This is a genomic window from Sporosarcina sp. FSL K6-1508 (genome assembly GCF_038007465.1).
Classification (GTDB): domain Bacteria; phylum Bacillota; class Bacilli; order Bacillales_A; family Planococcaceae; genus Sporosarcina; species Sporosarcina psychrophila_B.
This window is the reverse complement of sequence record NZ_JBBOXF010000001.1, coordinates 1,873,159-1,899,050: the sequence shown is the minus strand read 5'-3', so window position 1 is coordinate 1,899,050 and position 25,892 is coordinate 1,873,159. Positions and strand designations below refer to the sequence as shown.

The window sequence follows — 25,892 nt, the reverse complement described above, 5'->3', positions numbered from 1 at the left end:
TAATCCCAGCCCCATCTAACTATTGTCCCACTCTTACCGTATACTGAATTGCGGATGGAAGTCTGTTCCATCGACAAGATGTTCTGCATTCTGCTTTAAAGATTCTACAATAGCAGAAGGTATTTTTTTCTCTAAACAATGGTATGCATTTATAAGGTTAGGAGATGAAACATTCTTTCCTGTAGAGGCAGTAGATATAAAATGGACGAGCCCTTTCCGACATAGCTTTATGGCTATTTTCCGATTTTCTCTGCCATTCATTCCAATAATGCTTTCAGCTGCGACATGAACAAGAACCCCCTTTTTTTCAAATTCACGTAAAATTGAATTATCATTACGTAATTCGAAATTCCTCTCTGCATGAGCAATAATCGGAATGTACCCCATAAGTTGCATTTCAAAAAAGACTGTATAGGCAAATTGCGGTATCTTTTGGTCTGGAATACTTATGAGAACGTATTTATCTGATTTTGTTATTGGATGTGGAAGGCTCTTTAAATCGATGGCCAACTTTTCATATAAAATAATTTTCATTCTTACCTCTTTCTATTAATAGTCACTTGAGTCAATTTCATAAATACCTTTTCCAATTAAAAATGCGGAAATTAATATAATTACTTGCTTCATGGTTCGTAAATATACAGTTCTAATCTCGTTGATTGTAGCGATAGCCGTCACGGAGAACGGCTTTTGCGAACAAAAGCGAAGCGTTGAGAGTAGTAAACAGATGCCTACGCTATTCGATTGACTGAAGCCAAGCCCGCGGAAATCAATCTCATTCGGATTTTAAGGCTTATTGTTCTATTATGAAATTGACTCTCTCATCATTTTTTTGAGATATTTCCCCTTATGATTCACTATCACGCCCAGCACATTTCCGTCCACTTTTTTTAATGATTGCAAACAGTTAAGCGCCTTTTTTTCAGATGTTCGATTACTATCGACGATGAATAGGCAACTGTCTATCGCCGGAAGGATATTAACAGCATCAGAAACCGTCAATGCAGGAGTGTCAACGATGACAACATCAAACTTCTCTCTCAAAGTAGCCATCAATGAAGCCATATTTTTCGACAAGAGGAATTGTGCAGGATTCGTGGGAAGTGGCCCAGTGCTTATAAAAGATAAGTTTTCCTGCTTTGAGTGTTGAATAATTTCATCCAATTTATAAAATCCAGAAATGACTGAAGTGAGCCCTTTCCTTTCTGGTAGATCAAACAAGATACGTGTCGTCGAATTCCGTAGATTGGCGTCAACAAACAATGTTCTTTTTCCATCTGACGCTAGGGTGGCTGCAAGATTACTTCCTATAAACGTTTTGCCATCTCCTTGATCCGTACTCGTTACCATTAAAATCTTCATCCCTTTTTTGTCCACGGAGTGATGAATAATAGCGGCAAGTCTTCTAAAATCCTCATTAGCGGCGCGAGGAAACAATGTGTTCAAATAATCTGGCTGCCCAATTTCACGGAACTGTTTACGCAGTGTAAAAATCGAACCTAAAAGTGGGAGATCTAATGCACCTTCCACTTTACTTTCCGAGTCGAGATTGGGAAAGTAAACTTCTTGCACCAATATGACTGCAAGACACACCACCAAACTAATCGTGAAAGATAACGCAATATAAAATAGCGGAATCGGCTTAACTTTTTTCGTATCTGTCTTCGATGCAACTTCTTGTAAAATTGTTAAATTGTCGAGATTCATAAGTGTTTTTATTTCTTCTTTAAACGTTGCTACAAACGTATTGGCTAGTAAAGCTGAAAGTTCAGCCGTTTCCTCTTGTGCGATAACCGTAATAATTTGCGAACCATTACCTGATTCAATCTTCACTTTTTTTGAAATGACCGATTTGGTATAAGAACCCTTCATTGCCTCGTTCACTTTGTTCGTCATACGATCACTCTTCAAGATTTGTTTATACGTTTCTATCAAACGTAAACTTGTATCAATTTCACCAATTGTCGATGTTGTTTCCCCTTCCTTTCCCCATGAGGAGTTGACAAGTACATCTACCTCTGATTCATAGGTCGGGGGAATGAATATACCCACGGCTCCGCCACACAATGTAAATAGGCAGACAATACTTACGATAGTTTTTGCCCGTCGCTTAAAGGCTAACAATAAATCTTGCAGTTCAATTGCCCTTGTCATCAGTTAACTTCCAGGAAGGCAATTCCTATATCTTTCATTTTTAATAGGCCCCCTTACTCCTTATAACAGAAGCTAGCGTTACAAAAAAAATTTTCAAATCAAGTAGGAAAGAACAATATTGAATGTAATACAGATCGTAATCGATTTTCTTTCCATGGTTCAAATCTGCCCGTCCCTTTACTTGTGCATATCCTGTAATACCAGGCTTCACTAAAAGTCGTTTCGACTGTCTAAGATTATAGAATTCCGTTATCGCAGGTATTTCAGGCCGCGGACCAACTAGACTCATATGGCCCATCAGCACATTCAATAGTTGAGGTAACTCGTCCAAACTGTATTTACGTAACACTTTCCCAATTGGTGTAACTGCTGAATCATATTCAGTTTTAAATTGGAAACTGTCCGGCACGCCTTCCTTCCAATTATATGTGTGCCTTTTTTCATTATGCTTAGACACCGTCATTGTTCGGAACTTCAACATACGAAATCTTTTATTATTTGTACCAGTCCTTGTCTGGATGAAAAAAACTGGCCTACCTGAATTAATAATTATAAGAGCAGACACTAAGATGAACAAAGGTAGGCAACAAAGGAGAAAACTAAAGCCGAAAATTAGATCAAACACTCTTTTCCATAAGTGATATCCAGACGACCTTCGTTCTGGCACGGTGATTTGATGGCCCAGTTGTCCAATCTGATGTCCTTCTTTTGTTTGTTCTTGAATTTGAATGGACAATAACTAATTCACCTCTCTCACTTTGTTTTCTTTTCTATCTTCTTTCCCATTACTATTATTGTATTCACTATATGTAGGTCAGCAGAACCAGTTTTTTCGCCCAATTATCATTTACTTTTGATTGGCCATAACTTTTAATACTTTTCCAATGAATAGCGGTATCATACAAGACAATATTGTGCATATATTTTGTAGAGCGAATGTCAGTATTATATATGTTGAAATAATGATTCTATATAATCTCCAGCCAAGGCTTCTTAACGAGGTAGCCGAAACGCCAAGCCGTTGTTAGTAGTATTCTTTATGCCAATATATATAGATGGGGAGGGGGGAATGTAGATGAGCGCAATGATACTTGGTGGATTTCTTTTTTTCAGTATAAGCATCGGGGGTGGGATTGCTTGGCTAGTATCTAAGCTATTCCAAAATTCAAAAGCAGGATTATCACTCCTCTGTGGTGGATTTTTAGTGGGGTTACTTGCAGTTGATATCATTCCAAACGCGTTGAAGATGTACAAGTCTTTTGGAATCATTCTAGGGGTACTCATTGGTTATCTATTTTTTCTAGTGCTTCGTAATTTAGTCCATCCGTCCATCGGTCAAAGTCCATCCGTTTACTTGCTCATGTTCGCTATACTCATCCATACAATTCCGCTAAGCATGACCATTGGTAGCTTGATGGAGAATTCAATCGTCGGCATCACGATTACAGCTTCAGTCATACTGCATCATCTCCCGGAAGGTTTTGCCCTTACAACTGCATTTTTGACGCAAAGGAAAAAGCCATGGAAGTTATTTCTGGGCTTCCTCGGCTTATCAATTAGTTTTAGTCTATTCATTTGGATTGGGCATTATGTAAATCTGTCTATAAAAGAACAAGGTGTTCTTATGGGGATTTCGATTGGCCTTATTGCAGCTACAAGTATTAGCGAATTTATCTTACATAACCTAAAAGTTGTACGCGCCATATCTTTCATTGGATACATTCTTATTGGTTATTTACTCAGCAGTCTATTTCATCTGTTGTTATAATTTTGACGCTTTCCTTTTGGCCATCATGCGCTAACTTCTTCAAACTTTTCGAATTAAAAGCTCTTCCTCTATATGTTGAACAAATGAATACGACGTTCGCGCTTTACACGGGCTTTTGGGAAGCCACTGAAAAAACCCCAATACTTGGAGTGATTTAGAAATCCCACTAATACCGCTTCGACGCTTTGTGGATGCCTCCCGCGATAAGCCGGAAAGGAGAGCGCTTTAGTCTTTTCGCTCCGGCTACCACGAAGTCGCGTCTGCGCTGGATAGTCTTTGAGAAAGCGCATTTCGTTTTTGGGAATGGGACCTACAACCTGGCGTGCCATAAATCGATTGAATGTGATCAACGAATAGCCCAATACATGAGGAATGATTTAGAAATCCCACTAATACCGCTTCGGCGCTTTGTGGATGCCTCCCGCGATAAGCCGGAAAGGAGAGCGCTTTCAGTCTTCTCGCTCCGGCTGCCACGAAGTCGCGCCTGCGCTGGATAGTCTTTGAGAAAGCGCATTTCGTTTTTGGGGATGGGACCTACAACCTGGAGTGTCATAAATCGATTGAATGTGATCAACGAATAGCCCAATACATGAGGAATGAATTAGAAATCCTACTAATATCGCTTCGACGCTTTGTGGATGCCTCCCGCGAAGTCGCGTCTGCGCTGGATGGTCTATTTGAGAAAGCGTATTTCATTAGCTGTGATGAAATCTACAACCCGGAGTGCGTCTTTCTTGACTATAATTATATATGTTGAACAAATGAATCCGGTGTATAAACTGAGCGAAGGCGCCTATTCGATGCCAGTTGCTGTAACAATTCGAAGGACGTGAATTGTGTCAGTAACTGGACACCGGGTAGCCAAAGCCATAAGACTGGCGGCGAAGCTGCTTGGCTTATGGCGGGAGGCATCCCCTAGCGCCGTAGCGGTTCAATGAAATTCTTTATTTCAATATATAGTATCGAATAGTAATCACCTTATAATCTCGGAATATACATCTCAAAGTTTTATTTCTCTCGATAATGAACACCCTAGCGCAGGCGCGGCAAAGGGGTCGCCGAAGCCGTAAGACTGGATGCGAAGCGAGAATATAATCCAGGCTTACGGCGAAAGGCATCCCCAAAGCGCCCAGCGTTATACAATCCACACCCCGAATTACAACCCTCTCTCATTATTGAGCGCCAAAACAGGTTCTATGGGATTCTTAATTTCAACATATATAATTTTATGATATTTTCTATGAAACAAAAAGACTATCGATATTCTATCCGATTTTTAGAAATAACAAGCTTAATGATCCCGGTTCACAATATAATTTAGTAAATGCTTCAAAAAAGTAGTATTACGTGGTACTTCTTGCAATGTTTCCATGGCAATACAATAATGTTCCCACATCGCTTTCTTAGCACCTACAACGCCTAGGATTGATACAAATGTCGTATTGTTGTTTTCAGCGTCTTTTCCAATAGGTTTTCCGAGTACATTTTGATCTCCTTCAACGTCAAGCAAGTCATCCTTAATCTGAAATGCAATGCCGACGTGACGGGCGAATTTTTTCAAAGCACCCATTTCCAACTCCTCTGCATGAGCGAGAATTGCAGGCATTATGAGAGAAGCTTCGAATGCGATCCCGGTCTTATAAAAACACATCCTATTTAATTGTTCCAGCGTCAATTGTTTCCCTCTGGAATCCAAGTCCATCTCCTGTCCCCTGCACATATCCCCCGCTATTTGAGACGAATATCGAATCAAGTTTATCACCGTTTTCGAATCGAACTGGTCAAGATATGTTTGTTCCTCAATCGCTTTTTGGGTCAGAAAAAGACCGGTTAATTCCGCTATGGCAACGTCATGTACCTGATGTAGGGTTGGACGCCCCCTACGAGTGGACGCATTATCCTGAGATGGCAGATCATCGAAAATTAGGGATGCAGTATGCATATATTCTAATGATCTCAGAAGTGGCACGATTGACGACTCACTTAGCCCATATCCGTTAACACCCATGACCCATGTCATGATTGGCCTTAATCGCTTTCCATCACCTTCCAGACTGTAATTTGCAGCATCGATTATTGGCTCTCTCATCAACGAAACATTCTCGGCTTCGGGTATCGTTAAAAAGTCGTTGATCTGATTACGTACGGTTTCAACTGTATCTATAAAGTCTTCTTGCTCTTTGCTTTCACTTTTCAAATTAGTAATCATATGATCCCGTAGCAGTTTATCAAAGAAGTCCACATCATTCGCTTTTCGAACCATACGTTGGATAACTTTGTTCAATGTAGGATTTCCCGCAGCAAATACCCTCATAACCTCATTGTATTTTTTAGTTCCCATTCGTTTTTTAAATCGTTTCAGCCCGTTTATTGCACGATCGAGTATCACCTCACGTGTCTTGCTATCTGAGTGATAGACATTATGGATTAAATTGAAGATAACCGTCCAGTACAATTCAAAAGGATTAATTAGATCAGAGCGCTTATCATGGTATTTCATATAATAGGTATAAGGTGTTACTCTTCCTTCCTTCATATCATCAAACATATCTGCAAAGTCATCCGCTAGCTGGTTGTATATACCATATACGAATGTTCGGGTATCGAATCCCTCATCCTCAGGTGCACTGATTACTGAACGGGTAATCAAGCGTGAAGAAGAGGATTTTAAAATGACAGGTATATAAATCTCTTCATTCGTGTAATTTGCATTGGATAGATCCTTTACACGATCCACTTCCTGTGAATTGAAAAACACATAGGACTGCTCAAAAAAACTTTTTCTTGTCTCTGGTCTCTGAAGGACCTTAATATACTCAAAGGCATCCCGGAGTTCCGAATGGATAAATCGGATGAGTTCCGCGTTTTTTCCAGTCCACTCCTCCAATTCAGGAACAGATCCTGTGATAAGTGTGGACCGTATTAAATTCGAATACTGTTTTTTCTCTGTATTGGATAAAACGTTGGCATCCAGAAGGTCGTCAATGAATGGATACGTCAGACCATAGGAATACCCAAGCCTAATCGCTTCGTCAAGTTTCCGGGAACGTTCTTCTGGAGAAATCTCAGCGTCCATCTCTTCAACCACATGCAGGACTACCCCTGCTATGATTTTAATAAGTTTTCGCTGGGCCTCCTCTGCATCCATCCCCTTTGGAATATGGAAGGATACAGTCTTTAATTTTTCCATCACCCAGATCATAGTGGATTCAACGCCTTCCTTCATGGCCAACTGGTACAACCCGGCCATGCTAAACGCCTCAAGTTTGCCTCCACGATCTGTCGGATTGGAATGAGTCAGGTGATTTTTCAAACTATCAACTGCACGTTGAACCCTGAACTGTGTATCAGGTGAATCTAATGCTTTGCCCAAATCTCGTAAATAAATATAGGAAATGCTCCGATCCAGGTAATTCTCTAGTTTACCTGTGTAATCCAACCATTGGATATACGTGTGGTATCCTTTCGAATCAGATTTTCCCTTTCCACGCGAAAAAAAAGAAACTACTGAATACGGATGAATATGGTTCTTTTTCCACGACTGTATATCTTTTAGCAAAGGAGCGACATAAGTCTTTTGCATAAGTTGCACAGAAAGTGATTTAAAATAATGAGCAGCCTCCTGCTCAGCCAACCGATAGCGTGCATCAGCATTTTTTAGTAACTCTTCATTCATACGCTTCAACACCTCTACTCAATGGTTTCTGATCTATCACTATATAAGTTGAAGTATTGAATCCAGTGTATTAACTGAGCGAAGGCGCCTTAACAGGAATAGCCGAGAGGCATTCCCTCGCGCCGTATCGGTTTAATGAAATTCTTTATTTCAACATATATAGTATTGCATAAAGTAACTTAAAAAGTTTGCCCGTTCGTTCTTACCATCATATCGACACTCATTTACAAATTGTATCCCAGCACACTACTAGTAAAGGCCGAATGTACAATCGCAAAGGCGGAAATAATTATAAGCGTAAATAATAACAACTGGCACCGAATAGCACCTTCGCTATATATCATATTCAAAGTTCCAACTTTCATAGTTAGTATATCGAATTATAAATCAAAAACCAGGCATTGTATGTAAACCTACCAAAACCCGTAATTAAATAAGAATTCAATCAGGTCACATTTCAATTAACTCTAAACGAAATGGCGCCACCTGTTATTTGTATACTCTGTAGCGAAGAACTAGGTATCATCAATATACTTTGCAGAACCAGCGAAGGCGCCTTTCATGTGGACGTCGAAACGGTATTATGGGAGCTTATTATTCCTATTTATGAGTCATGTGCTTCTTCAGCGGTTCCTCATACGCTCAGTAGCTTAGCCGCTAGTCTTGTGCCCCTACTGCTAATTACAACCAGTGAAATGTACCATCCTTGAATTAGTTTTTATCACTGTATGACAAGAATTATACCAATGAATGAATGAATCACTGACTGTATCCTACTTCATACATTCTGGATGATCAAAAATTAGCCAAGATATACTTTCCAGATTTAAACGACCGTTTATAAAAAATATTCTAAAAATAATAGATACATAAATACGAAAAGGCAGCTTCAGTATAGTTTCTTACTGAAAGCTGCCTTTATTCATTGGAGAAGCAATCAATAGGCTATGAAACTACACTTATTGAAGATGCATGTGCGACACGAGAATTAACTTATCAAGAAAGGAAAGTTCCAGCAGAACAAGTCCATTATGCGTTTGTCGGTGCACTTAACGGAATGTATTGTGCTGTAACTTCGACCGAGGATTTCCTGCGACAAAACTAACACAATCTTAAAGAACAAATAAATGTAAAAGGCATTTGGGAATGATTTTATTCTCAAATGCCTTTTAATTATTTCGATTTTCAAAAACGATCCCCTGATACGAGACGGATAACTTTCATTCTTTTTTAGTGTGATTCATCTAGTTTCAGCGTCTTTTACCACCACATCTAATTTACCTGTTTCCGGGTCGATTACTAAACCATGGACAGGTGTACCAATTGGGAGAAGGGGATGTTTCTTAATCATATTCACGCTATTACGAACACTATCTTCTACATTTTCAAAACCTGCTAGCCATTTCTCGATATCAATTCCGGCAAACTCCAATGTGTCAAATGTTTGTTTAGAAATTCCTCCATCTTGCATTTTCTTAATCGTTTCAAGTGAATTTATATTGTCCATACCACACCCATGATGCCCTATTACACAAACCTCGCTTGCTTTTAGTTCATACAAAGCAACAAGAATACTTCTCATGGCACTGCCAAATGGATGGGAAATAACGCCACCCGCATTTTTGATAATTTTAGCATCCCCATTACGCAGATTCATAGACTGTGGTAAAAGTTCAATTAATCTTGTATCCATACAGGTGACAATCACCATTTTTTTGTTTGGGAATTTTGTTGTACGGAACTCCTCATATTTTCGGTCATTAACGAATTGTTCATTGTATTCCAAAACACTATCAATCATCATATAAAACCTCTCCTAACTTCATATGTACCTATTTTCAGCATATTTTAGATATTAACTGATCCGTTTTTTCAAATCCCTTTAGGACGACTTCAAAGTAAGAATAACTCCAAAATAAATGAATTGTCAAATAGTTTTATTCAGATTTCACTTTCAACACTTATTACACTCAGCATACGGACGGGGTCAAATCCCGAAATCCATTCTCCGTTCATATTTGTTTGTGGAACTGTGAGTTTCTTTGTTTTCCCAATAAGTTTTATCATGGCAATTGGCCGAATATCCACATTCACCTCTTTAAAGGGTATATCAGAATCATTTAGAAAGTCCTTCACCATTCGGCATACAGGACATAGTGTAGTTGTATAAACCGTTACGTCATCCTTCATCTTATATCCTCTTTTCCAATTGAACATATGGTTCTATTTATTTTCCGACGAAAGTGACCGCTGGATTAATAGAAGGCATCCCAAGTAAAAAACGGCACAACCGGTGAAAGCTGTCCTCCTGTCATTTTCCTTTTATAGATATGAATAACCCCGTACTCGCCATATACAGAATACCAATGTATAAAAATATGTTACTTATTTCAAAGAAACTCTCCCTTTGGTGTCAATTGTAACACCCGCTTTTTTCAATAAATTTCCCACTTCTCAGCCTCTATCTGCTCCTTCTATTGCCCTTTGTGCAGATTGAACTTGCCCTGCTTTTGCATTGGTGGATAAAACGATTTGTGGATAGTGGGTAATGGTAAACCCCTCATCGGATATCGTTGCCTCAGAATTTACTGTAAGTTCTATGACTGGTATTTTTCTAGTTTCAAGCATAAAAGTAAGGGTTGCTATATAGCAAGTTGTTGCTGAAGAAACTAATAGCTCACTTGGATTTGCCCCGTCCCCACTGCCCCCCTTAGATTCAGGCACAGCGATGTTCGTTTCAAGATGCTCTGCTTTTAGCGTCCCCTTCCCTTGGATTCCACCATTCCAAACAGCCTTCATATTTGTTTTCATTTCAGCCACCGTTACCGTTCCTCATTTAAAATTAATAATTAAACTATAAACTGTAGAGTATACAGCGTAAAATACAGTTTACTCAACAGTTTATAGTTATATATGTTGAAATAAAGAATCCCATTGAATCTGCTGTGGCGCTCACTAACGAGAGAGTTGTAATTCGGGGTGTGGATTGTCGAGAGAAATGTGATTTCGAGATGTATATGCCGAGAGTATAAGGTGATTACTAGTTGATACTGCTTAAATTGAAATAAAAAACTCCATTGAACCGCTACGGCGCTAGGGGATGCCTTCGCTCAGTTTATACACCGGATTCAATAGTTCAACATATAGAATTAGAGTCAAGAAAGACAAACTCCAGATTACAGATTTCATCACAGTTAACGAAATGCTCTCTCTCGCATAGACCATCCAGCGAAGACGCGTCTTCGTGGTAGCCGGAGCGATAAGACTGAAAGTGTTCTCCTTTCCGGCTTATCGCGGGAGGCATCCACAAAGCGGCGAAGCGGGATTAGCAGGATGACTAATTCATTCCTCATGTATTGGGACATTCGTTGATCACATTCAATCGATTTATGGCATGCCAGGTTGCAGGTCACACCCCCGATACCGATATGCGCTTTCTCAAATAGACCATCCAGCGCAGGCGCGTCTTCGTGGTAGCCGGAGCGATAAGACTAAGGGGGATGCAGTTCAATCCCTCCCAAGTGCTCTCCTTTCCGGCTTATCGCGGGAGGCATCCACAAAGCGGCGAAGCGATAGTAGCAGGAATTCCAATTCACTCCGAGTATTGGGGTCTTTTCAGTGGTCTCCCAAAAGCCCTTGTAAAGCGCATACGCCGTATTCATTTGTTCAACATATATAGTTACTTTTCTAATTTGACTCTTTGTAAACGTAAGGCGTTTAATACGACCGACACAGAACTAAATGCCATCGCCGCGCCAGCAACCCAAGGAGCGAGTAACCCGATTGCTGCGATCGGAATCCCAACTGTGTTGTAGAAGAAAGCGAAAAATAAGTTTTGTTTAATGTTGCGCATTGTTTTTCTACTCATAATAATTGCATCTGCAACACTGTTTAAATCGCCACGCATGAGTGTAATATCTGCTGCTTCAATCGCAATGTCTGTACCTGTACCGACAGCCATTCCGATGTTTGCCATCGCAAGCGCTGGAGCATCATTAATTCCATCGCCGACCATAGCAACTTTCTTACCTTGATCTTGCAACTTTTTGATTTCATCACTTTTTTGTTCGGGTAGCACTTCTGCAATGACATGGGATAGACCCACTTGGCTAGCAATGGCCTCTGCGGTTCTTTGGTTGTCACCTGTTAGCATAATGACGTCCAGACCCAATTCCTGCATTCGTTTAATTGCTTCCTTAGATGTTTCTTTCACCGTATCGGCTACTGCCACGACACCCGCAAGTTTCTGATCCACGGCAATCAGCATCGCTGTTTTTCCCTCAGCCTCTAGTTTTTCCATCGCCACTTCCGAATCCAAAATCGCAACGGCACGTTCGCGCATCAATTTTCTAGTACCCACCAATACCGCTTTACCACTGACAGTCGCTTGAATTCCGTAACCTGGTAATGCTTCGAAATGAGTCACTTCTAGCAAGGACAAACCTTTTTCTTTCACACCTTGAACAATCGCTTGTGCCAATGGATGCTCTGATTGATTTTCTGCTGTCGCAATTAATTGTAAAACCTCGTCTTCTACAAAGCCTTCAGTTACTGTGACATCTGTTAAAGCTGGTTCTCCTTTTGTAACTGTTCCTGTTTTATCCAATACAACCGTATCAATGGAGCGTGTATTCTCTAAATGTTCTCCACCTTTAAAGAGTAAGCCCATTTCAGCGGCTCTCCCTGAACCGGCCATAATCGACGTCGGTGTCGCCAATCCTAAAGCACATGGACAAGCAATTACCAAAATCGAAATCGTTGGGATTAGTGCCGAACGAAAATCACCTGGTGTTACCGCAAAGTACCAGATGAAGAATGTTGCAACTGCAATTACAACAACAACCGGTACAAAAACACCTGAAATTTTATCTGCCAGACGCTGAATTTCTGCTTTCGACCCTTGTGCTTCCTCTACTATTTTTACGATTTGCGCTAATGCAGTATCTTTCCCTACTTTTGTGGCTTTAATTTGTAAAGAACCATTTTTATTAATCGTGGCGCCAATGACGGTGTCACCAACAACTTTGTCGATCGGAATACTTTCTCCCGTTACCATCGACTCGTCAATTGCAGAACGGCCATCAATGATTTCTCCATCTACCGGAATTTTTTCCCCAGGCTTCACAATGATCGTGTCTCCTGTAATCACTTGTTCAATCGGCAATTCCAATTCAACGCCGTCTCTTAACACTCTTGCTGTTTTCGCTTGTAAACCTACTAATTTTTGAATCGCTTGGCTTGTTTTCCCTTTTGCACGCACTTCAAATAACTTACCAAGTACGATTAAAGTGAGAATGACAGCGGACGCTTCAAAATAGAGCTCAGGATGTCCAACGCTTCCTGCATTCATCCATTCAAACGATAAAAAGAGGCTGTAGAAATACGCTGCGCTCGTGCCAAGTGCAACCAATACATCCATATTGGCACTTTTATTTCTAAGCGAATTAAACGCACCTTTATAAAACTGTGCGCCAACGATGAATTGAACCGGCGTTGCAAGTGCAAGTTGTAGCCAGGGATTCATGAGTATTTCCGGCATATAAATGAACGATAGGAACTCAAAATGTGCAACCATCGTCCATAACAATGGAAGCGTCAAAATCAGTGAAAAGATAAACTTTCTTTTTTGCTTTTTAATTTCTTGTTCTTTATGATCCATCTTATCTTTGCTATCTTGTTTGGGTATTAATTCATAACCCATTTTCTTAACAGCTGTGATCATATCGGTCGTTTCGACTTGTTTGCTGTCATATTCGACAGCGATTGTTTCTAACGCATAGTTAACATTTGCACTGGAAACACCGTCCATTTTATTAATACGTTTTTCAATTTTCGTCGCACAAGCCGCACACGTCATACCCGAAATATCAAAATTGACTTTGTCTTGAACAACGCTATATCCGAGTTTTTCAATTCTTTCTGTAAACTCATTCACATTTGTTTGTGCTGGATCGTAGGTGATTGTTGAACGTTCCAATGCATAGTTTACGTTTGCTTTCTCGACACCTTCTATTTTAGATAAGCCTTTTTCAATACGATTTGCACAAGCTGAACAAGTCATGCCGTTAATTTGCAGTGTTTTTTCCGTTGTTGCCATTTGCCTCTCCTCCAATACTCTGGTGGGGTATATATTTTTGAAAAAGAAAGATTATACCTATAGGTACAATCATATCCACCATTTTATACCCCCACATGGTGTAAGTGAAAATTCTATTGTCTATTTGTTAAGCGAGGTCATAACCTTGATCTTCGATTGTTTCTTTAATGTTAGCTAATGTCACCGCATTGTCGAATTCCACTGTAACTTCATTGTTGTTAAGGTCTACTTTAACTGCGGAAACACCTGCCAGTTCCCCGACATTCGTTTCGATTGAATTTACACAGTGATTACATGACATACCTTCTACTTTTAAGATTTCTTTCATATTAAACGCCTCCTGTTTTTTGTTATTACCAATCTACTATACCCCTTTAGGGTATGTCAATAAAAAGGTATTGCTCTATTTTTTATTTTGTCATTGTTTTCATAACACTCATCAATTCTTTAATCGCCGTCTCACCATCTTGCCCTTTAATCGCGTTCACTACACAATGATGTGTATGATCTTCTAGTAACGCCAATGAAACTTTGTTTATCGCTGATTGGATTGCGCTAATTTGATGTAAAATGTCTACACAATAACGGTCATTCTCTACCATTTGATGAACGCCTCTCACTTGTCCCTCAACACGTTTTAATCGATTAAGAAGCTGTTGCTTATTTGGTTGAACAGTTGTTTTTGTTGTTTCTGACATGTCCTTCACTCCTCAAAGTTTACTGATACCCCGTACCCCTATATTACTACTTTGATTTAAGAAGTGCAATTCATACATTCGCAAACGTTAATGCCCTTGATAGCTACTTGTTGTCGTCAGATTCTTAATAAGTTTTTTATTTCATCGAAGTTTTGTTCAAAGCCAATGATGACTTTGGGTTTACGTAGCAAACCTAGCAGCGATTTATTTTCAAATACAAAAGCAGGTACCATTCTTGAGCCTGCTATTTTGATGAGCTCTTTTTCTTTTACTGGTTCCTTGGATAAATCATAGTCAATATAGGGTATATTATTTTCGGCAAGAAACGCTTTTGCCTCTTGGCAGTCCGAACAAGTTGGTCTCGTATACAACTCGAATTTCACATTTTTCATAAGTCATCACCTTCCTTCAATTAAACATTTATCATTATGTCACTAGTTGACTTTTTAAGTTTTCGACACCATAACGGTTCACAAATTTAAAGAAGTTTTCTCTTTTCTTCCCATGTTCAGCGTAAATGGCAATGATTTTATCAACAGCCTTATACAATTGCTCAGGTTGTACTTGCTCCATGATGGTTGTTCCTGCTTGAGCATCTAATCCTTTTGCCTTTCCCCCAATAGATAAGTTATACCCATTCCTTATTTTCATAACACCAATATCATTGACGAGTGGTTCACCGCATCCAATCGGGCATCCTGTATAAGCTGGCCGAAGTGTTGTCGGGACTGCTTTCCCAGCGATTCGATCATTGAGTTCAATCGCAACAGGCATTCCCTCTTGCTCTGCCCCTTTACAAAAGTTGCAGGTCCTTAAGCTTTTCACAAAGTTTCCTACTGGATAACATGATAAACCGACCGCTTCGAATTTTTTTTGAATGAATTCAACATCACACTCAAGTACCTCGACATAAAGTTGTTGAAACGTTGTTAACTCGAGTTCATCCCCTTCCTTCATATATTCTGCAATGACAACTAGTTGTTTAGCATTTAATTTTGAGCCAAATGATATACCTCCGTTCACAGCTAGTTTAACCATTTTTTCTTGTTGCTCCATGTTAAGCGCACATCCTTTTTATTTATAGATGTTGAAATAAAGAATTCCAGTAAGGCGCCTTCGCTCAGTCTATACACAGGGTTCAATACTTCAACTTATTTATACAACTTGTGGCGACCATTCCACCATTTATCTCTCATTATAATATACGCGTGGGGGGTATATTGATTTCAAAAAATAATAATCATCCCTAAAGGCGTGGTCTTATTCCACCTCCACATGATGGATATGACATAGATTTACTTTCATTTCATCGTCCTAAAAGGATATTACCATACCCTCCTATAGTATATAAAGTGTTTTGTTTTATTTTTCATTATTTATTTTTCTTAAGGCAGTTGCCTCCGTGCCTTGACCTATAATTTAATGGTGGTGATGGCCGGAGGAGTCGGCTTTCGCTTTACATAGAATCGAATTGTCATGCTTATGTGCGGACGTTTCTAATTGGATCGTCACATGCTGTATGCCCTTATGTTCAAGATCATGTTCGATTTTATGAAGCAATTTTTGGCTTTCTGCAATTGATAGCTCATCATCTACAACAGCATGGCAAGAAAGCGCATGTAAGCCACTTGAAATCGACCAAACGTGTAAATCATGAACACTTTCAATACCCTTTGTTTTTTCGATCGTTTGAATCACTTCATTTATATCTACATTTTGCGGTGTACCTTCCATAAGTACATGTAATGCAGATTTTGACACATAGTAGCCACTTCGTAAAACTAGCGCAGCTACGATAATACTCGCTAATGGATCTGCCCAGCCCCACCCAAAGAACATGATCAACAATGCAGCGATAATGGCACCTACAGAACCAAGCATATCGCTAATTACATGTAGGTATGCCCCTCGCATATTCAAGTTCTCTTCTACATCCCCACCACGCATCATAATCCACGCAACAAGAATATTAACAGCTAAGCCAATACTACTGACAACCAACATTCCCGTTGTTGCTACTTCAGGTGGATTGGCAAAACGTTCGATTGCTTCGTAGAAAATAAACAAAGCAATGATAATTAACGTCACACCATTTAATACAGCAGCTAAAATTTCAAAACGTTTATAGCCAAATGTCTTACTTTTACTTGCTACCTTTTCTCCTAATTTAAATGCAATTAATGCAATTGCCAACGAAATCGCGTCACTTAGCATATGACCGGCATCTGCCAAAAGGGCAAGGCTATTTGTTAAGTAGCCCCCTATCACTTCTACGATCATATAAGTTGCAATGATGAAAAATGAGATGAATAACACTTTTTTATTTGCGCCATGTGTATGGTCGTGTCCCATTTAAGTTCCTCCTCAATTGTTAATGCTTGTAAAAAGGAAAGTACCTAACTATGTGTTGCGTGCTCAATCGCCTGCGCTAATAAATTCATGATATGATGGTCGTCTTCTGAATAATACATCGTTGTGCCTTCCCTTCTAAATTTGACTAATCGTAAATTTTTTAAAAAACGCAGTTGATGGGATACAGTCGATTGGCTCAAATTTAAAGTATCTGCAATATCATTCACGGAATGTTCCTCTACACATAATAAGTTTAGAATACGAATTCTTGTTGGATCAGACAGTGCCTTGAACGTTTGTGATACGACGAATAACGTTTCTTCGTCTAATTGTTGAGCGTTTCCAACAATTTTTTCTTCATTCATTTACTTTTGCACCTCCACTAAAATATTCACACACTCATATATGTCTATATGAGCATGTATTCATATATAATATATTATCTAACTCGGTAAATGTCAAACCGAGAGCTTTTACCTCTTTGATTGTTCATTCCGAGTTATTTTAGTTATAACGAATAATCATTCACCATTTCATTAGTTTATATGACTTCAACTTTAAGCGATGCCATAAGTTCCGGCAGTTATTATTTCCAGATGGATTATATCCACTTTTATCACGTATGAAAATAAGGTATGAACAACCAATTATCCATTGTTTATCCCCTAAGATGACAAAAGTTGAAGCTAGTTCATCAAAAGCGATTAAAGAGTTAGCTTCCTCACGTTTCGCTTCAACTTTTGCCGTATAATCGGGAAAATACATCCCTGCTAGTTTTAGTTAGTTTTTCACCGCATATAAATGCTTCACCAATTCACGGTTTTTCTCTTTAAATAGGTCATTATGTGAGGAGACCATTCCATGTCCATAAGCGTCTGGCGTGATGTATTGTTTCGCTTTATTTACCGCATTTGCCGCGTCCTGAAACGCCCCTGCAATTAAATGAAGCTTTCCTTCATGATTCAAAATATCTCCAGCTGCATAGAGCCCTTCTACAGAAGTTTCACTCATGGGACTTCCTGCAATACCATACTCATCTGCCATTTCAATATTCAATCCGCTATTCGATGTCAACTCTTTATCACGTTCATAACCATGATTAATAATTACTTCATCAACTGATAGCTGAATCCTATCTCCATCTCCGCCGCTAATTAACTCAACCATCTCAATGGTTTCATGATCATTTGCTGCAATTAGTTTTCCGATTGAAGTATTCAATAAGCATTCTACAGAACTATTGAATAGTCTCGATACTTCCGCCTCATGCCCTTTTAGCATGTCTTTCCGATACGTCAAATAGACTTTTTCCGCAATGGGTTCCAATTCATTTGCCCAGTCAATAGCCGCATTGCCGCCTCCAGAAATCAATACAGTTTTTCCTTTGAAACGTGCAAGGGATTTCACCGTATAATGTAAATTTGAAACTTCAAAACGTTCAGCGCCTTCAATTTTCAATTTCGTCGGCTTCAAGATGCCGCCTCCAACAGCTAAAATCACTGTTTTAGAGAAATGTTGCTGATTCCCAGATGTCAGAATAACAAAGTATCCATTTTCATCTTTTTTAATCGATATTACTTTTTCCCCTAATACAAGTTCGGGTTTAAAAGTTGAGCCTTGCTGAATCATTTGTTCAATCAGTCTTTCTCCTGTAACAGGCGTAAGTCCACCTATATCCCAAATCATTTTCTCTGGGTAGACATGTACTTTTCCACCTAAATAAGGTTGGAACTCAATAATTTTTGTTTTCATTTCCCTTAAACCACTATAGAAAGCAGAATATAGACCTGCCGGGCCACCGCCAATAATTGTTACATCATACAGCTGTTCTGAATTCATTATGAACGCACCCTTTCAATTAGTCATTTATGCTACATTCGATCGTCCGGCGCTAGTCTTAAGGCTCCGGGTCCCCTTGTAAGGCGCCAACGCTATATCCATTTGTTCAATATATATAGCTCTCTATTCACATTCACTTCGTTTGATTTTCATTGTTTCTTTCAATCAGCATGTCTACAAATAAGTCAATTTGTTCATAAATCGCAATCGGGTCATACCGGTAATACGTGTCAAAATCATTGTAAAACACTTGGTTGTTCTTCATGGCGTCCAATCCCATCCATATGGACGAGTCTTTTAAGTTCTTTAACGCCTCACCTTTTTTCTCTGGATCGTAGGTCGTCAAAAACATATAGTCCGCTGCATACTCTGGCAATACTTCCATGGACAACTGTACGGTTTGTTCCTCATTGTTATTTTCATGTGGCATGTTAAGTTCCAACGCATTATATAGCGCTTGTCCCCCACGCCCTGCATTATCGCCAAAGATCCATAGCTCACCTTTGTCCGTTAATTCATAAATACCGAACGTTGCATCAGCATCAATCACACTTGAAAGTTTTTCTCTTCCCTCTTTTGCTTTCTGATCAAATTTGCTGATGAATTTATCCGCTTCCTCATGATTTCCAGTAATATCTGCAAACAATTTGACCGTTTCTTGAATATTTGTCGCCGTTCCGTATGGTATATGAAGTGTCGGTGCGATTTCCGAAAGTTTCTCGTAATTTTCATCATACATAACAACAATCAAATCCGGTTCCAACTCCAACACCTTTTCAACATTTACTGGCTGACCAATCTCAACCGCATCCTTTAATAAATCCTTGATAAATGGATTGTCAAAGGCTGTTGGTTCAACACCTACTACATTTGCGCCAACAGAAAGTAATTCTCCGCCGTAAAAGTCTGTCACAATTCGCAATGGTTTTTCAGGAATTTCAATCGTTCCCTTTACCGTATCAAATGTACGATTTTTCATGACTTGTTGTTTTACTTCCGTTTCTTTTATCTCCTTCTCTGTATCTGTAGATGAAGGTTTTGTCGATGATTCATTACATGCAATCAGTATTGAAGCAAACAAGAATAGCATTGCAATCAGGGTTATTATTTTACTTTTCTTCATAATTAGTAAGCACCTCCACTACGCCATCAATAATTTGTGTGTTAGCAATCGGTCCTGAATATAGCCAGCTAGTTTCTGCTTCATATTCATAAATATGACCATTCTTCACAGCGGGGATGTTTTGCCATAGAGGTTCTTTCAACATCTCCGCCCCATTTCCTTTATCACTATTAATCAAGAAAATATGATCTGCATCCAGTTCAGCTAATTTCTCTAGGGAAATGGACGACCAATTTCCTGTGGCACTGCTCGAAATTTCGTGGACAACATTTGGAATTGTTAAGCCAAGGTCACCATATAAAACAGCTCCACTGGAAACATTTTCGCTCACTACAAAAAATGTATCATTAACGAGCCAAATGGCAGCAGCTGATTCTTTACCAATTGAATCCTGTATGATTTTTTTAGAGTCCGTTGCTTTCTTTTCGTATTCTTCTAATACTTTTTTTGCTTCATTCGTTTTCCCGAAGATCTCGCCTACTTTTAACAGTTTATCTCTCCAATCACTGTTATTCTCCACTTCGAGCACAAATGTAGGAGCAATTTTAGTGTATTGTTCGTATTTTGATCCTTCCACTGCTTCCGCAGAGTTCATAATGAGTAAATCCGGAGCAAAGCTGGTCACGACTTCAAATGGAAGGTCATGCGGAATCGTCGGTATGTCTTTTAAATAATCTTGCAAGTAATTTTGTTTAGATGCGCCGTCATTCACAGCCCACTGTGCAATAGGCGTAATACCAAGGGCTACTAAATTATCTTCTAAATAGGAAGCAATAATGCGCTCAGGTTTTACTGGAATGGTCACTTCATGCCCCATTGCATCCGTTAATGTACGTTCTGCTGAAGCTTCCTCAGTGACAGATTTACTCTCATTATCTTTGGACTGTTCTTCAGTTTTGTTATTGTCGCTACACCCAGTTAGCGCTATTGATAGTGCTAGAAAACTTGACAGGATTACACTTCTTTTTTTAGTATTTATCATTATTAAATTCTCCCGGTATTTGTATTTTAGTTATTCTCAATCATTATGTGACAAGAGTTTTATGTAAATTTCTATAACTGATTTTGAATTTGATATTGAAAAAAGTTAATCTTTTATGCGCGAAAGCAAATATAGGAAATACGGTGCGCCAATCACTGCCACGACAATCCCCGCCGGAATTTCTGACGGCTGTAATAGCCAACGACCGATTGTATCAGCAATCAGAACCAACAGCCCCCCGGTCATTGCAGCAGCCGGTATTAAAAACTGATGTCTTGAGCCAACTAGTTGACGAGCCAAATGGGGACCAATCAGTCCTACAAACCCAATCCCGCCACTGACTGATACACTTGCTCCTGCTAATCCAACAGCTGCAGCAAGCAATACACGCCGCTCTTTTTCAATTGAAGCCCCTAAGCCGGTAGCTGTTAAATCACCTAAATTTAAGACATTTAAGACACGAGCTTTTGAAAATGCAAATGGAATTAATAGAATGATCCAGGGTAACAAGGACAGAACAAATTTCCAATTCGATCCCCAAATACTTCCTGCTAGCCATGTAGCCACAAATTGATAATTCTCTGGACTTAGGCGCAGTGTTAAAACAACCATGACCGAACTAATACCGGCTGCAATCGCCACGCCAGTCAGCAACAACCGCATAGGTGAAATTCCCTCATGTCGTTTATAAGCTAGCGAATAAATGATTACTGCTGTTATGCCCGCTCCTAAAAACGCCAATACAGGTAGTAAAAAGACCGGTGTAGCTGTAGTCGATGGAAAAAAAGATATAAATAGCATGACAGCTAGTCCTGCGCCTGCATTAATCCCCAATATGCCTGGATCCGCCAAAGCGTTGCGGGATATCCCTTGTAATATGCAACCCGATACCGCAAGTCCCATGCCAACCAATACTGCAATAATAATGCGCGGCAATCGAAATTCAAATAAAATTAGGTGCTGCTTATCCGTCCCAAATCCAAACAAGGTGCGGATTACTTCAAGCGGTGACAATTTAATATAGCCCGTATTCATACTGATCATGAAAACAATAATGATGAGCAGTCCTAGAACACCGATGACCATCAGATTGCGGTTCTTTGCTTTATGTTGGTTCGTTGTCAGATCAACCTTTTCATTCATAGTTCTTTTCCTCCTTTTCGAGCAAGGTACAGGAAGAACGGAACCCCAATTAAAGCAATCAATGCACCAATAGGCGTTTCATACGGAGGATTAATCATTCTGGCCCCGAGATCAGCTAATACAACTAAAAGGCCGCCAAGCACGATCGAACATGGAATAATCCAGCGATAATCATGACCGACTAGAAAACGGGTAAGATGAGGAACAATTAACCCAACAAAACCAACAGCCCCTACAACAGAAACTGCCGCTCCAGCTAAAATCAGCACGATGATCATGCCAACCAGTTTAATTGTCTTTGTTTTTTGACCAAGTCCAATGGCCACTTCATCTCCAAGACTTAATAATGTAATGGAGCGCGCAAGAATCAGTGCGCCAATCATCGCAATAATAATCCACGGGGACATGACTTGGAGATGAACCCATTTCGTACCCGATACACCACCGGCATACCAAAAAGCTAAGTCTTGCCCAATGCGAAAATAAAGGGCTACTCCTTCGCTAAGCGCTCCTAGTAATGCACTTACTGCGGCTCCGGCAAGAACAAGACGCATAGGTGTCAATCCACCTCGTGACATCGAACCGACACCATATACAATTCCAACACCTAGGCCAGCACCTAAAAAGGAATACATGATCAAATACATATATGGGAGACCGGGGAAAAAAGCGAAACATAGTGCCAGCATAAATGCAGCACCTGCATTTAGTCCCAAAAGGCCTGAATCCGCTAATGGGTTTCTTGTCATCCCTTGCATAAGTGCACCGGCTACAGCAAAACATGCCCCAACCATTGCAGCGCCAAGTACACGCGGCAAACGGATTTCCCGTATAATTTGATGCTGCGTTACATCCGGATTAAAATTAAAGACAGCCGTCCAAACAGTTGCTAACTTAATGTCTGCAGCGCCAAACGATATAGAAAGGGCGATAGCAACAAGCAATGCAAACATGCCGCCAAATAACACAACGACTGCCACAATTGGATGTGAATGTTTCTTAATTTCTTTCAACTCTTCTATCTCAGTAGAAACTTCCACCGAAGTAGACATATCTATTCCCCCTGACAACAAAACCGTACTTAAAAATTCTTATTTGGATTAAAACAAATACTGTAAGCAACTCTTATGAAAAGGTCCTAACAATCCTTCTGACACAATTGATATGATAGACAAATTGGATTATCACTAAAAGGACAAGTTGCAATTCGGGCTTCTATATTAAATACGAGCTGTAAATTAGGACAAGTCATCACTTCTTCCGGTGTCCCCTCTTTAATTAACGTGCCATCCTTCATGGCAATCATATAATGAGAAAAGCGTGATGCATGATTCAAATCATGGAGCACCATGACGATTGTTCGGCCTTCCTCCTCATTAAGTCGCTGCAAGAGAAGTAAAATATCCAATTGATGCGCCAAATCCAAATAGGTAGTCGGCTCATCTAGAATTAGAATTTCAGTGCCTTGCGCAAGTGCCATTGCAATCCATACGCGTTGCCTTTGCCCACCTGATAACGCTTCAACAGGCCGATCCTTAAATTCATTTAATCCGGTTACCTCGATTGCCCAATAGATATACTTATAATCTTCCTTTTTTAATGAGCCGAATCCATTCTGGTGAGGAAAACGACCATAAGAAACCAATTCAAATACAGTCAGACCGCCTGGTGCATTTGCAGACTGCGGTAAAATTGCCATCTTCTTTGCGACTTCCTTCGTTTCTAACTGATGGATTGCACGTCCATCAAGATAGACAGCCCCACTTTTCGTTTTCATTATCCGTGAAATGGCTTTCAGTAAAGTAGATTTACCGCATCCATTCGGACCAATGATCGTCGTTATCTTTTTTTCAGGAATAGACACACTTAAATCATCAATGATAAGTGTGTTCGAGTAACCTATCGCAACTTGGTCTACAATAAATGCTGACATTATCAGTACTCCCTTTCCTTTTACTAACCGTCCCAATAATCGCTTTACGCATCTTTTCTATTAAAAATGATTCTATCACTTTAATTGATAACGATTATCAATATCAATTACATACTAGTTATATTTTAGAGAATTGTCAACATCTTATAGAAGTTAGGTTGGGTTTAATATTTTGAGGGGACGGAACATGAATCTTTACATACATGAATCAATTTCATAACCGCTACCTTTTCTGAAATAGTATCTAGTAGATACTGTATATGTTGAATCAATGAATCCCCTTGAGTCTGCTGTGGCGCTCATTAATGAGAGAGTTGTAATTCGGGGTGTGGATTGTACAACGCTTGGCGCTTTGGGGATGCCTTTCGCCATAAGCGAGGGTACTGAAAAAGTACAATTTCCTTCAATCCCGTTGATTTCCGTTCCGAGCGGACGCTTTCCGCGGGCACGGCTTCAGCCAATCGAACTACGAAGGGTTCGATTTGCCGTATTTCTGTGTTCTTTGCAGAAATTAAGGCATTCTTGCCCCGTGCTCCCAACGCTAGCGCTTTTGCTCGCAAAAGCCGTTCTTCGTAACGGCTCTTCCTGCGGGGTCTTCAGCTAAGGAAGAGTGAACTTTCTCTTCCTATCTTTGTTTTCTGTTCCCGCTGGAGTCGCCGCTCTCCACTACAATCAACTAGTTCTTACTAAAAAAAGAACTTTTTCAGTGGCTTCCCATAAGCCAAGCAGCTTCGCCGCCAGTCTTATGGCTTCGGCGACCCCTGTTAAGGCGCCTTCGCTCAGTTTATACACCGATTTTAATAGTCCGACATATATAATTAGATTCAAAAAAGACGCACGCCAGGTTGCAGATTTCATCACTGAAAACGAAATGCGCTATCTCAAATAGACCATCCAGCGCAGACGCGACTTCATGGTAGCCGAAGCGATAAGCCTGAAAGTGCTTTCCTTTCCGGCTTATTGCGGGAGGCATCCACAAAGCGGCGAAGCGATATTAGCAGGATGACTAATTCATTTCATAATGTCTTGGGTCATTCGTTGATCACAGTCGATCGATTTATGGCACGCCAGGTTGCAGGTCTCATCCCCGATAACGAAATGGGCTTTCTCACATAGACCATCCAGCGCAGACGCGACTTCGTGGTAGCCGGAGCGAGAAGACTGAAAGTGCTCTCCTTTCAGGCTTATCGCGAGAGGCATCCACAAAGCGCCGAAGCGTTATTAGCAGGATTTCTAATTCTATCCTCGTGTATTGGGACATTCGTTGATCACATTCGATCGATTTATGGCACGCCGGGTTATAGGTTTCCTCCCCGATACCGAAATGCAGTTTCTCAAATAGACCATCCAGCGCAGACGCGACTTCGTGGTAGCCGGAAAGCGCTCTCCTTTCCGGCTTATCGCGGGAGGCATCCACAAAGCGCCGAAGCGTTATTAGCAGGATATCTGATTCTATCCATTATAAAGCGCCTATGCCGTATTCATTTGTTCAACATATATAGTTACTAAATTCTGATATCGTTGTTGACATTAAAAGTGTATTAAGTATATAATACAAAGTACATTGCGTATTAACGACTTAATACACATCGTTGTTTTCCAAAACGCATTTTTTTATCGTGACTGTATTAGGGACTTAATACAGTCACAATAAATGGAGTTTCGTACATTTTTTTGCTATCACTGTATTACCCGCTTAATACAGAGTATGCGTAAATACATTATGTTTATTAGGAGTTGGGTCTATGGATGTAAAGTTTAATAATCGCGATCCTGTTTATGTGCAAGTGATTCAGCATTTTAAAGAACAAATTGCAACAGGTACCTTTGAACCGGGTCAAGAAATTCCATCTAGAAGGGAACTAGCTAATCAGCTGAAGATTAATCCAAATACGGCGCAGCGGGCGTATAAAGAAATGGAGGAACAAGGGTTGATTTTTACGGAGGGGAATTTGCCGAGTCGCATTACGAAGGATGAGCAGGTGCTAAAAATGGTAAGAGAAGAATTGATTTTAGAGGCGGTTAATACGTTTGTTCATGCAGTTCGCTCAATCAATGTACCTGTACATGAGGCCTTGAATTTAGTGAAGAACAAGTATGAAAGGGAAATGAATTAAATGGGGGGAT

At 39.9% G+C, this 25,892-nt stretch carries 23 protein-coding genes; 3 read left to right on the top strand and 20 right to left on the bottom strand.

Annotated features, from left to right (window positions below; all coding sequences use genetic code 11):
• Positions 1 to 33: 33 nt before the first annotated feature.
• From MKZ11_RS09530 to MKZ11_RS09520, 3 genes are all read right to left on the bottom strand, one after another.
• The gene (locus tag MKZ11_RS09530; protein WP_340794131.1) at positions 34 to 534 is read right to left on the bottom strand and encodes a CpsB/CapC family capsule biosynthesis tyrosine phosphatase; all 501 of its coding nucleotides are present in this window, start codon (positions 532 to 534) and stop codon (positions 34 to 36) included.
• Between the two features lie 270 nt (positions 535 to 804).
• Positions 805 to 2,154, bottom strand: a complete 1,350-nt coding sequence (locus MKZ11_RS09525; RefSeq protein ID WP_340794130.1) for a polysaccharide biosynthesis tyrosine autokinase — start codon at positions 2,152 to 2,154, stop codon at positions 805 to 807.
• A gap of 40 nt (positions 2,155 to 2,194) precedes the next feature.
• Positions 2,195 to 2,890: a sugar transferase gene (locus MKZ11_RS09520; protein WP_340794129.1), complete on the bottom strand. Its 696-nt coding sequence runs from the start codon at positions 2,888 to 2,890 to the stop codon at positions 2,195 to 2,197.
• Positions 2,891 to 3,229: 339 nt separating this feature from the next.
• Here MKZ11_RS09520 and MKZ11_RS09515 point away from each other — a divergent pair, with 339 nt between their 5' ends.
• Positions 3,230 to 3,922, top strand: coding sequence for a ZIP family metal transporter (locus MKZ11_RS09515; RefSeq protein WP_340794128.1), 693 nt, complete (start codon positions 3,230 to 3,232; stop codon positions 3,920 to 3,922).
• Positions 3,923 to 5,213: 1,291 nt separating this feature from the next.
• Here MKZ11_RS09515 and MKZ11_RS09510 read toward each other — a convergent pair.
• The gene (locus MKZ11_RS09510; RefSeq protein ID WP_340794127.1) at positions 5,214 to 7,598 is read right to left on the bottom strand and encodes a polyprenyl synthetase family protein; all 2,385 of its coding nucleotides are present in this window, start codon (positions 7,596 to 7,598) and stop codon (positions 5,214 to 5,216) included.
• Positions 7,599 to 8,523: 925 nt separating this feature from the next.
• Between MKZ11_RS09510 and MKZ11_RS09505 the strand changes: the two genes are divergently transcribed.
• Complete coding sequence (locus MKZ11_RS09505; protein WP_340794126.1) at positions 8,524 to 8,703, top strand: hypothetical protein; 180 nt, start codon at positions 8,524 to 8,526, stop codon at positions 8,701 to 8,703.
• Between the two features lie 135 nt (positions 8,704 to 8,838).
• Here the strand turns inward: MKZ11_RS09505 and MKZ11_RS09500 are convergent, their stop codons facing one another.
• From MKZ11_RS09500 to MKZ11_RS09425, 16 genes are all read right to left on the bottom strand, one after another.
• Positions 8,839 to 9,402, bottom strand: coding sequence for a beta-class carbonic anhydrase (locus tag MKZ11_RS09500; protein ID WP_340794125.1), 564 nt, complete (start codon positions 9,400 to 9,402; stop codon positions 8,839 to 8,841).
• A gap of 137 nt (positions 9,403 to 9,539) precedes the next feature.
• Entirely contained in the window at positions 9,540 to 9,788 is a 249-nt protein-coding gene (locus MKZ11_RS09495; RefSeq protein WP_340794124.1) for a glutaredoxin family protein, read from the bottom strand.
• Between the two features lie 264 nt (positions 9,789 to 10,052).
• On the bottom strand, positions 10,053 to 10,409 hold the full coding sequence (locus MKZ11_RS09490) for an OsmC family protein (protein WP_340796958.1): 357 nt from the start codon (positions 10,407 to 10,409) through the stop codon (positions 10,053 to 10,055).
• 868 nt (positions 10,410 to 11,277) lie between these two features.
• Entirely contained in the window at positions 11,278 to 13,695 is a 2,418-nt protein-coding gene (locus MKZ11_RS09485) for a heavy metal translocating P-type ATPase (protein ID WP_340794122.1), read from the bottom strand.
• Between the two features lie 127 nt (positions 13,696 to 13,822).
• Entirely contained in the window at positions 13,823 to 14,023 is a 201-nt protein-coding gene (copZ, locus tag MKZ11_RS09480) for a copper chaperone CopZ (RefSeq protein WP_340794120.1), read from the bottom strand.
• 82 nt (positions 14,024 to 14,105) lie between these two features.
• A complete protein-coding gene (locus MKZ11_RS09475; protein ID WP_340794118.1) occupies positions 14,106 to 14,393 on the bottom strand; it encodes a metal-sensitive transcriptional regulator in 288 nt (95 codons plus the stop codon).
• Between the two features lie 116 nt (positions 14,394 to 14,509).
• Positions 14,510 to 14,785 carry a glutaredoxin family protein gene (locus MKZ11_RS09470; protein WP_340794116.1) on the bottom strand — a complete coding sequence of 92 codons (276 nt, stop codon included), beginning with the start codon at positions 14,783 to 14,785 and terminating at the stop codon, positions 14,510 to 14,512.
• 34 nt (positions 14,786 to 14,819) lie between these two features.
• Positions 14,820 to 15,449 carry a nitrite reductase gene (locus tag MKZ11_RS09465; protein ID WP_340794114.1) on the bottom strand — a complete coding sequence of 210 codons (630 nt, stop codon included), beginning with the start codon at positions 15,447 to 15,449 and terminating at the stop codon, positions 14,820 to 14,822.
• Between the two features lie 363 nt (positions 15,450 to 15,812).
• Entirely contained in the window at positions 15,813 to 16,745 is a 933-nt protein-coding gene (locus MKZ11_RS09460; protein WP_340794112.1) for a cation diffusion facilitator family transporter, read from the bottom strand.
• A gap of 44 nt (positions 16,746 to 16,789) precedes the next feature.
• Entirely contained in the window at positions 16,790 to 17,110 is a 321-nt protein-coding gene (locus MKZ11_RS09455; RefSeq protein WP_340794109.1) for an ArsR/SmtB family transcription factor, read from the bottom strand.
• A gap of 415 nt (positions 17,111 to 17,525) precedes the next feature.
• Entirely contained in the window at positions 17,526 to 18,584 is a 1,059-nt protein-coding gene (locus MKZ11_RS09450; protein WP_340794107.1) for an NAD(P)/FAD-dependent oxidoreductase, read from the bottom strand.
• A gap of 133 nt (positions 18,585 to 18,717) precedes the next feature.
• Positions 18,718 to 19,710 (bottom strand): ABC transporter substrate-binding protein, encoded by a 993-nt coding sequence (locus MKZ11_RS09445; RefSeq protein WP_445327042.1) that lies wholly within the window; start codon positions 19,708 to 19,710, stop codon positions 18,718 to 18,720.
• Positions 19,694 to 20,689 carry an ABC transporter substrate-binding protein gene (locus MKZ11_RS09440; protein ID WP_340794102.1) on the bottom strand — a complete coding sequence of 332 codons (996 nt, stop codon included), beginning with the start codon at positions 20,687 to 20,689 and terminating at the stop codon, positions 19,694 to 19,696. The genes MKZ11_RS09445 and MKZ11_RS09440 overlap by 17 nt, the downstream gene beginning before the upstream one ends.
• Before the next feature lie 105 nt (positions 20,690 to 20,794).
• Positions 20,795 to 21,775 carry a FecCD family ABC transporter permease gene (locus MKZ11_RS09435; RefSeq protein ID WP_445327041.1) on the bottom strand — a complete coding sequence of 327 codons (981 nt, stop codon included), beginning with the start codon at positions 21,773 to 21,775 and terminating at the stop codon, positions 20,795 to 20,797.
• 53 nt (positions 21,776 to 21,828) lie between these two features.
• On the bottom strand, positions 21,829 to 22,884 hold the full coding sequence (locus tag MKZ11_RS09430) for a FecCD family ABC transporter permease (RefSeq protein WP_340794098.1): 1,056 nt from the start codon (positions 22,882 to 22,884) through the stop codon (positions 21,829 to 21,831).
• Between the two features lie 86 nt (positions 22,885 to 22,970).
• Positions 22,971 to 23,765 (bottom strand): ABC transporter ATP-binding protein, encoded by a 795-nt coding sequence (locus MKZ11_RS09425; protein WP_340794097.1) that lies wholly within the window; start codon positions 23,763 to 23,765, stop codon positions 22,971 to 22,973.
• Positions 23,766 to 25,510: 1,745 nt separating this feature from the next.
• Here MKZ11_RS09425 and MKZ11_RS09420 point away from each other — a divergent pair.
• Positions 25,511 to 25,882, top strand: a complete 372-nt coding sequence (locus MKZ11_RS09420) for a GntR family transcriptional regulator (protein WP_340794094.1) — start codon at positions 25,511 to 25,513, stop codon at positions 25,880 to 25,882.
• The last annotated feature ends 10 nt before the right edge of the window (positions 25,883 to 25,892 follow it).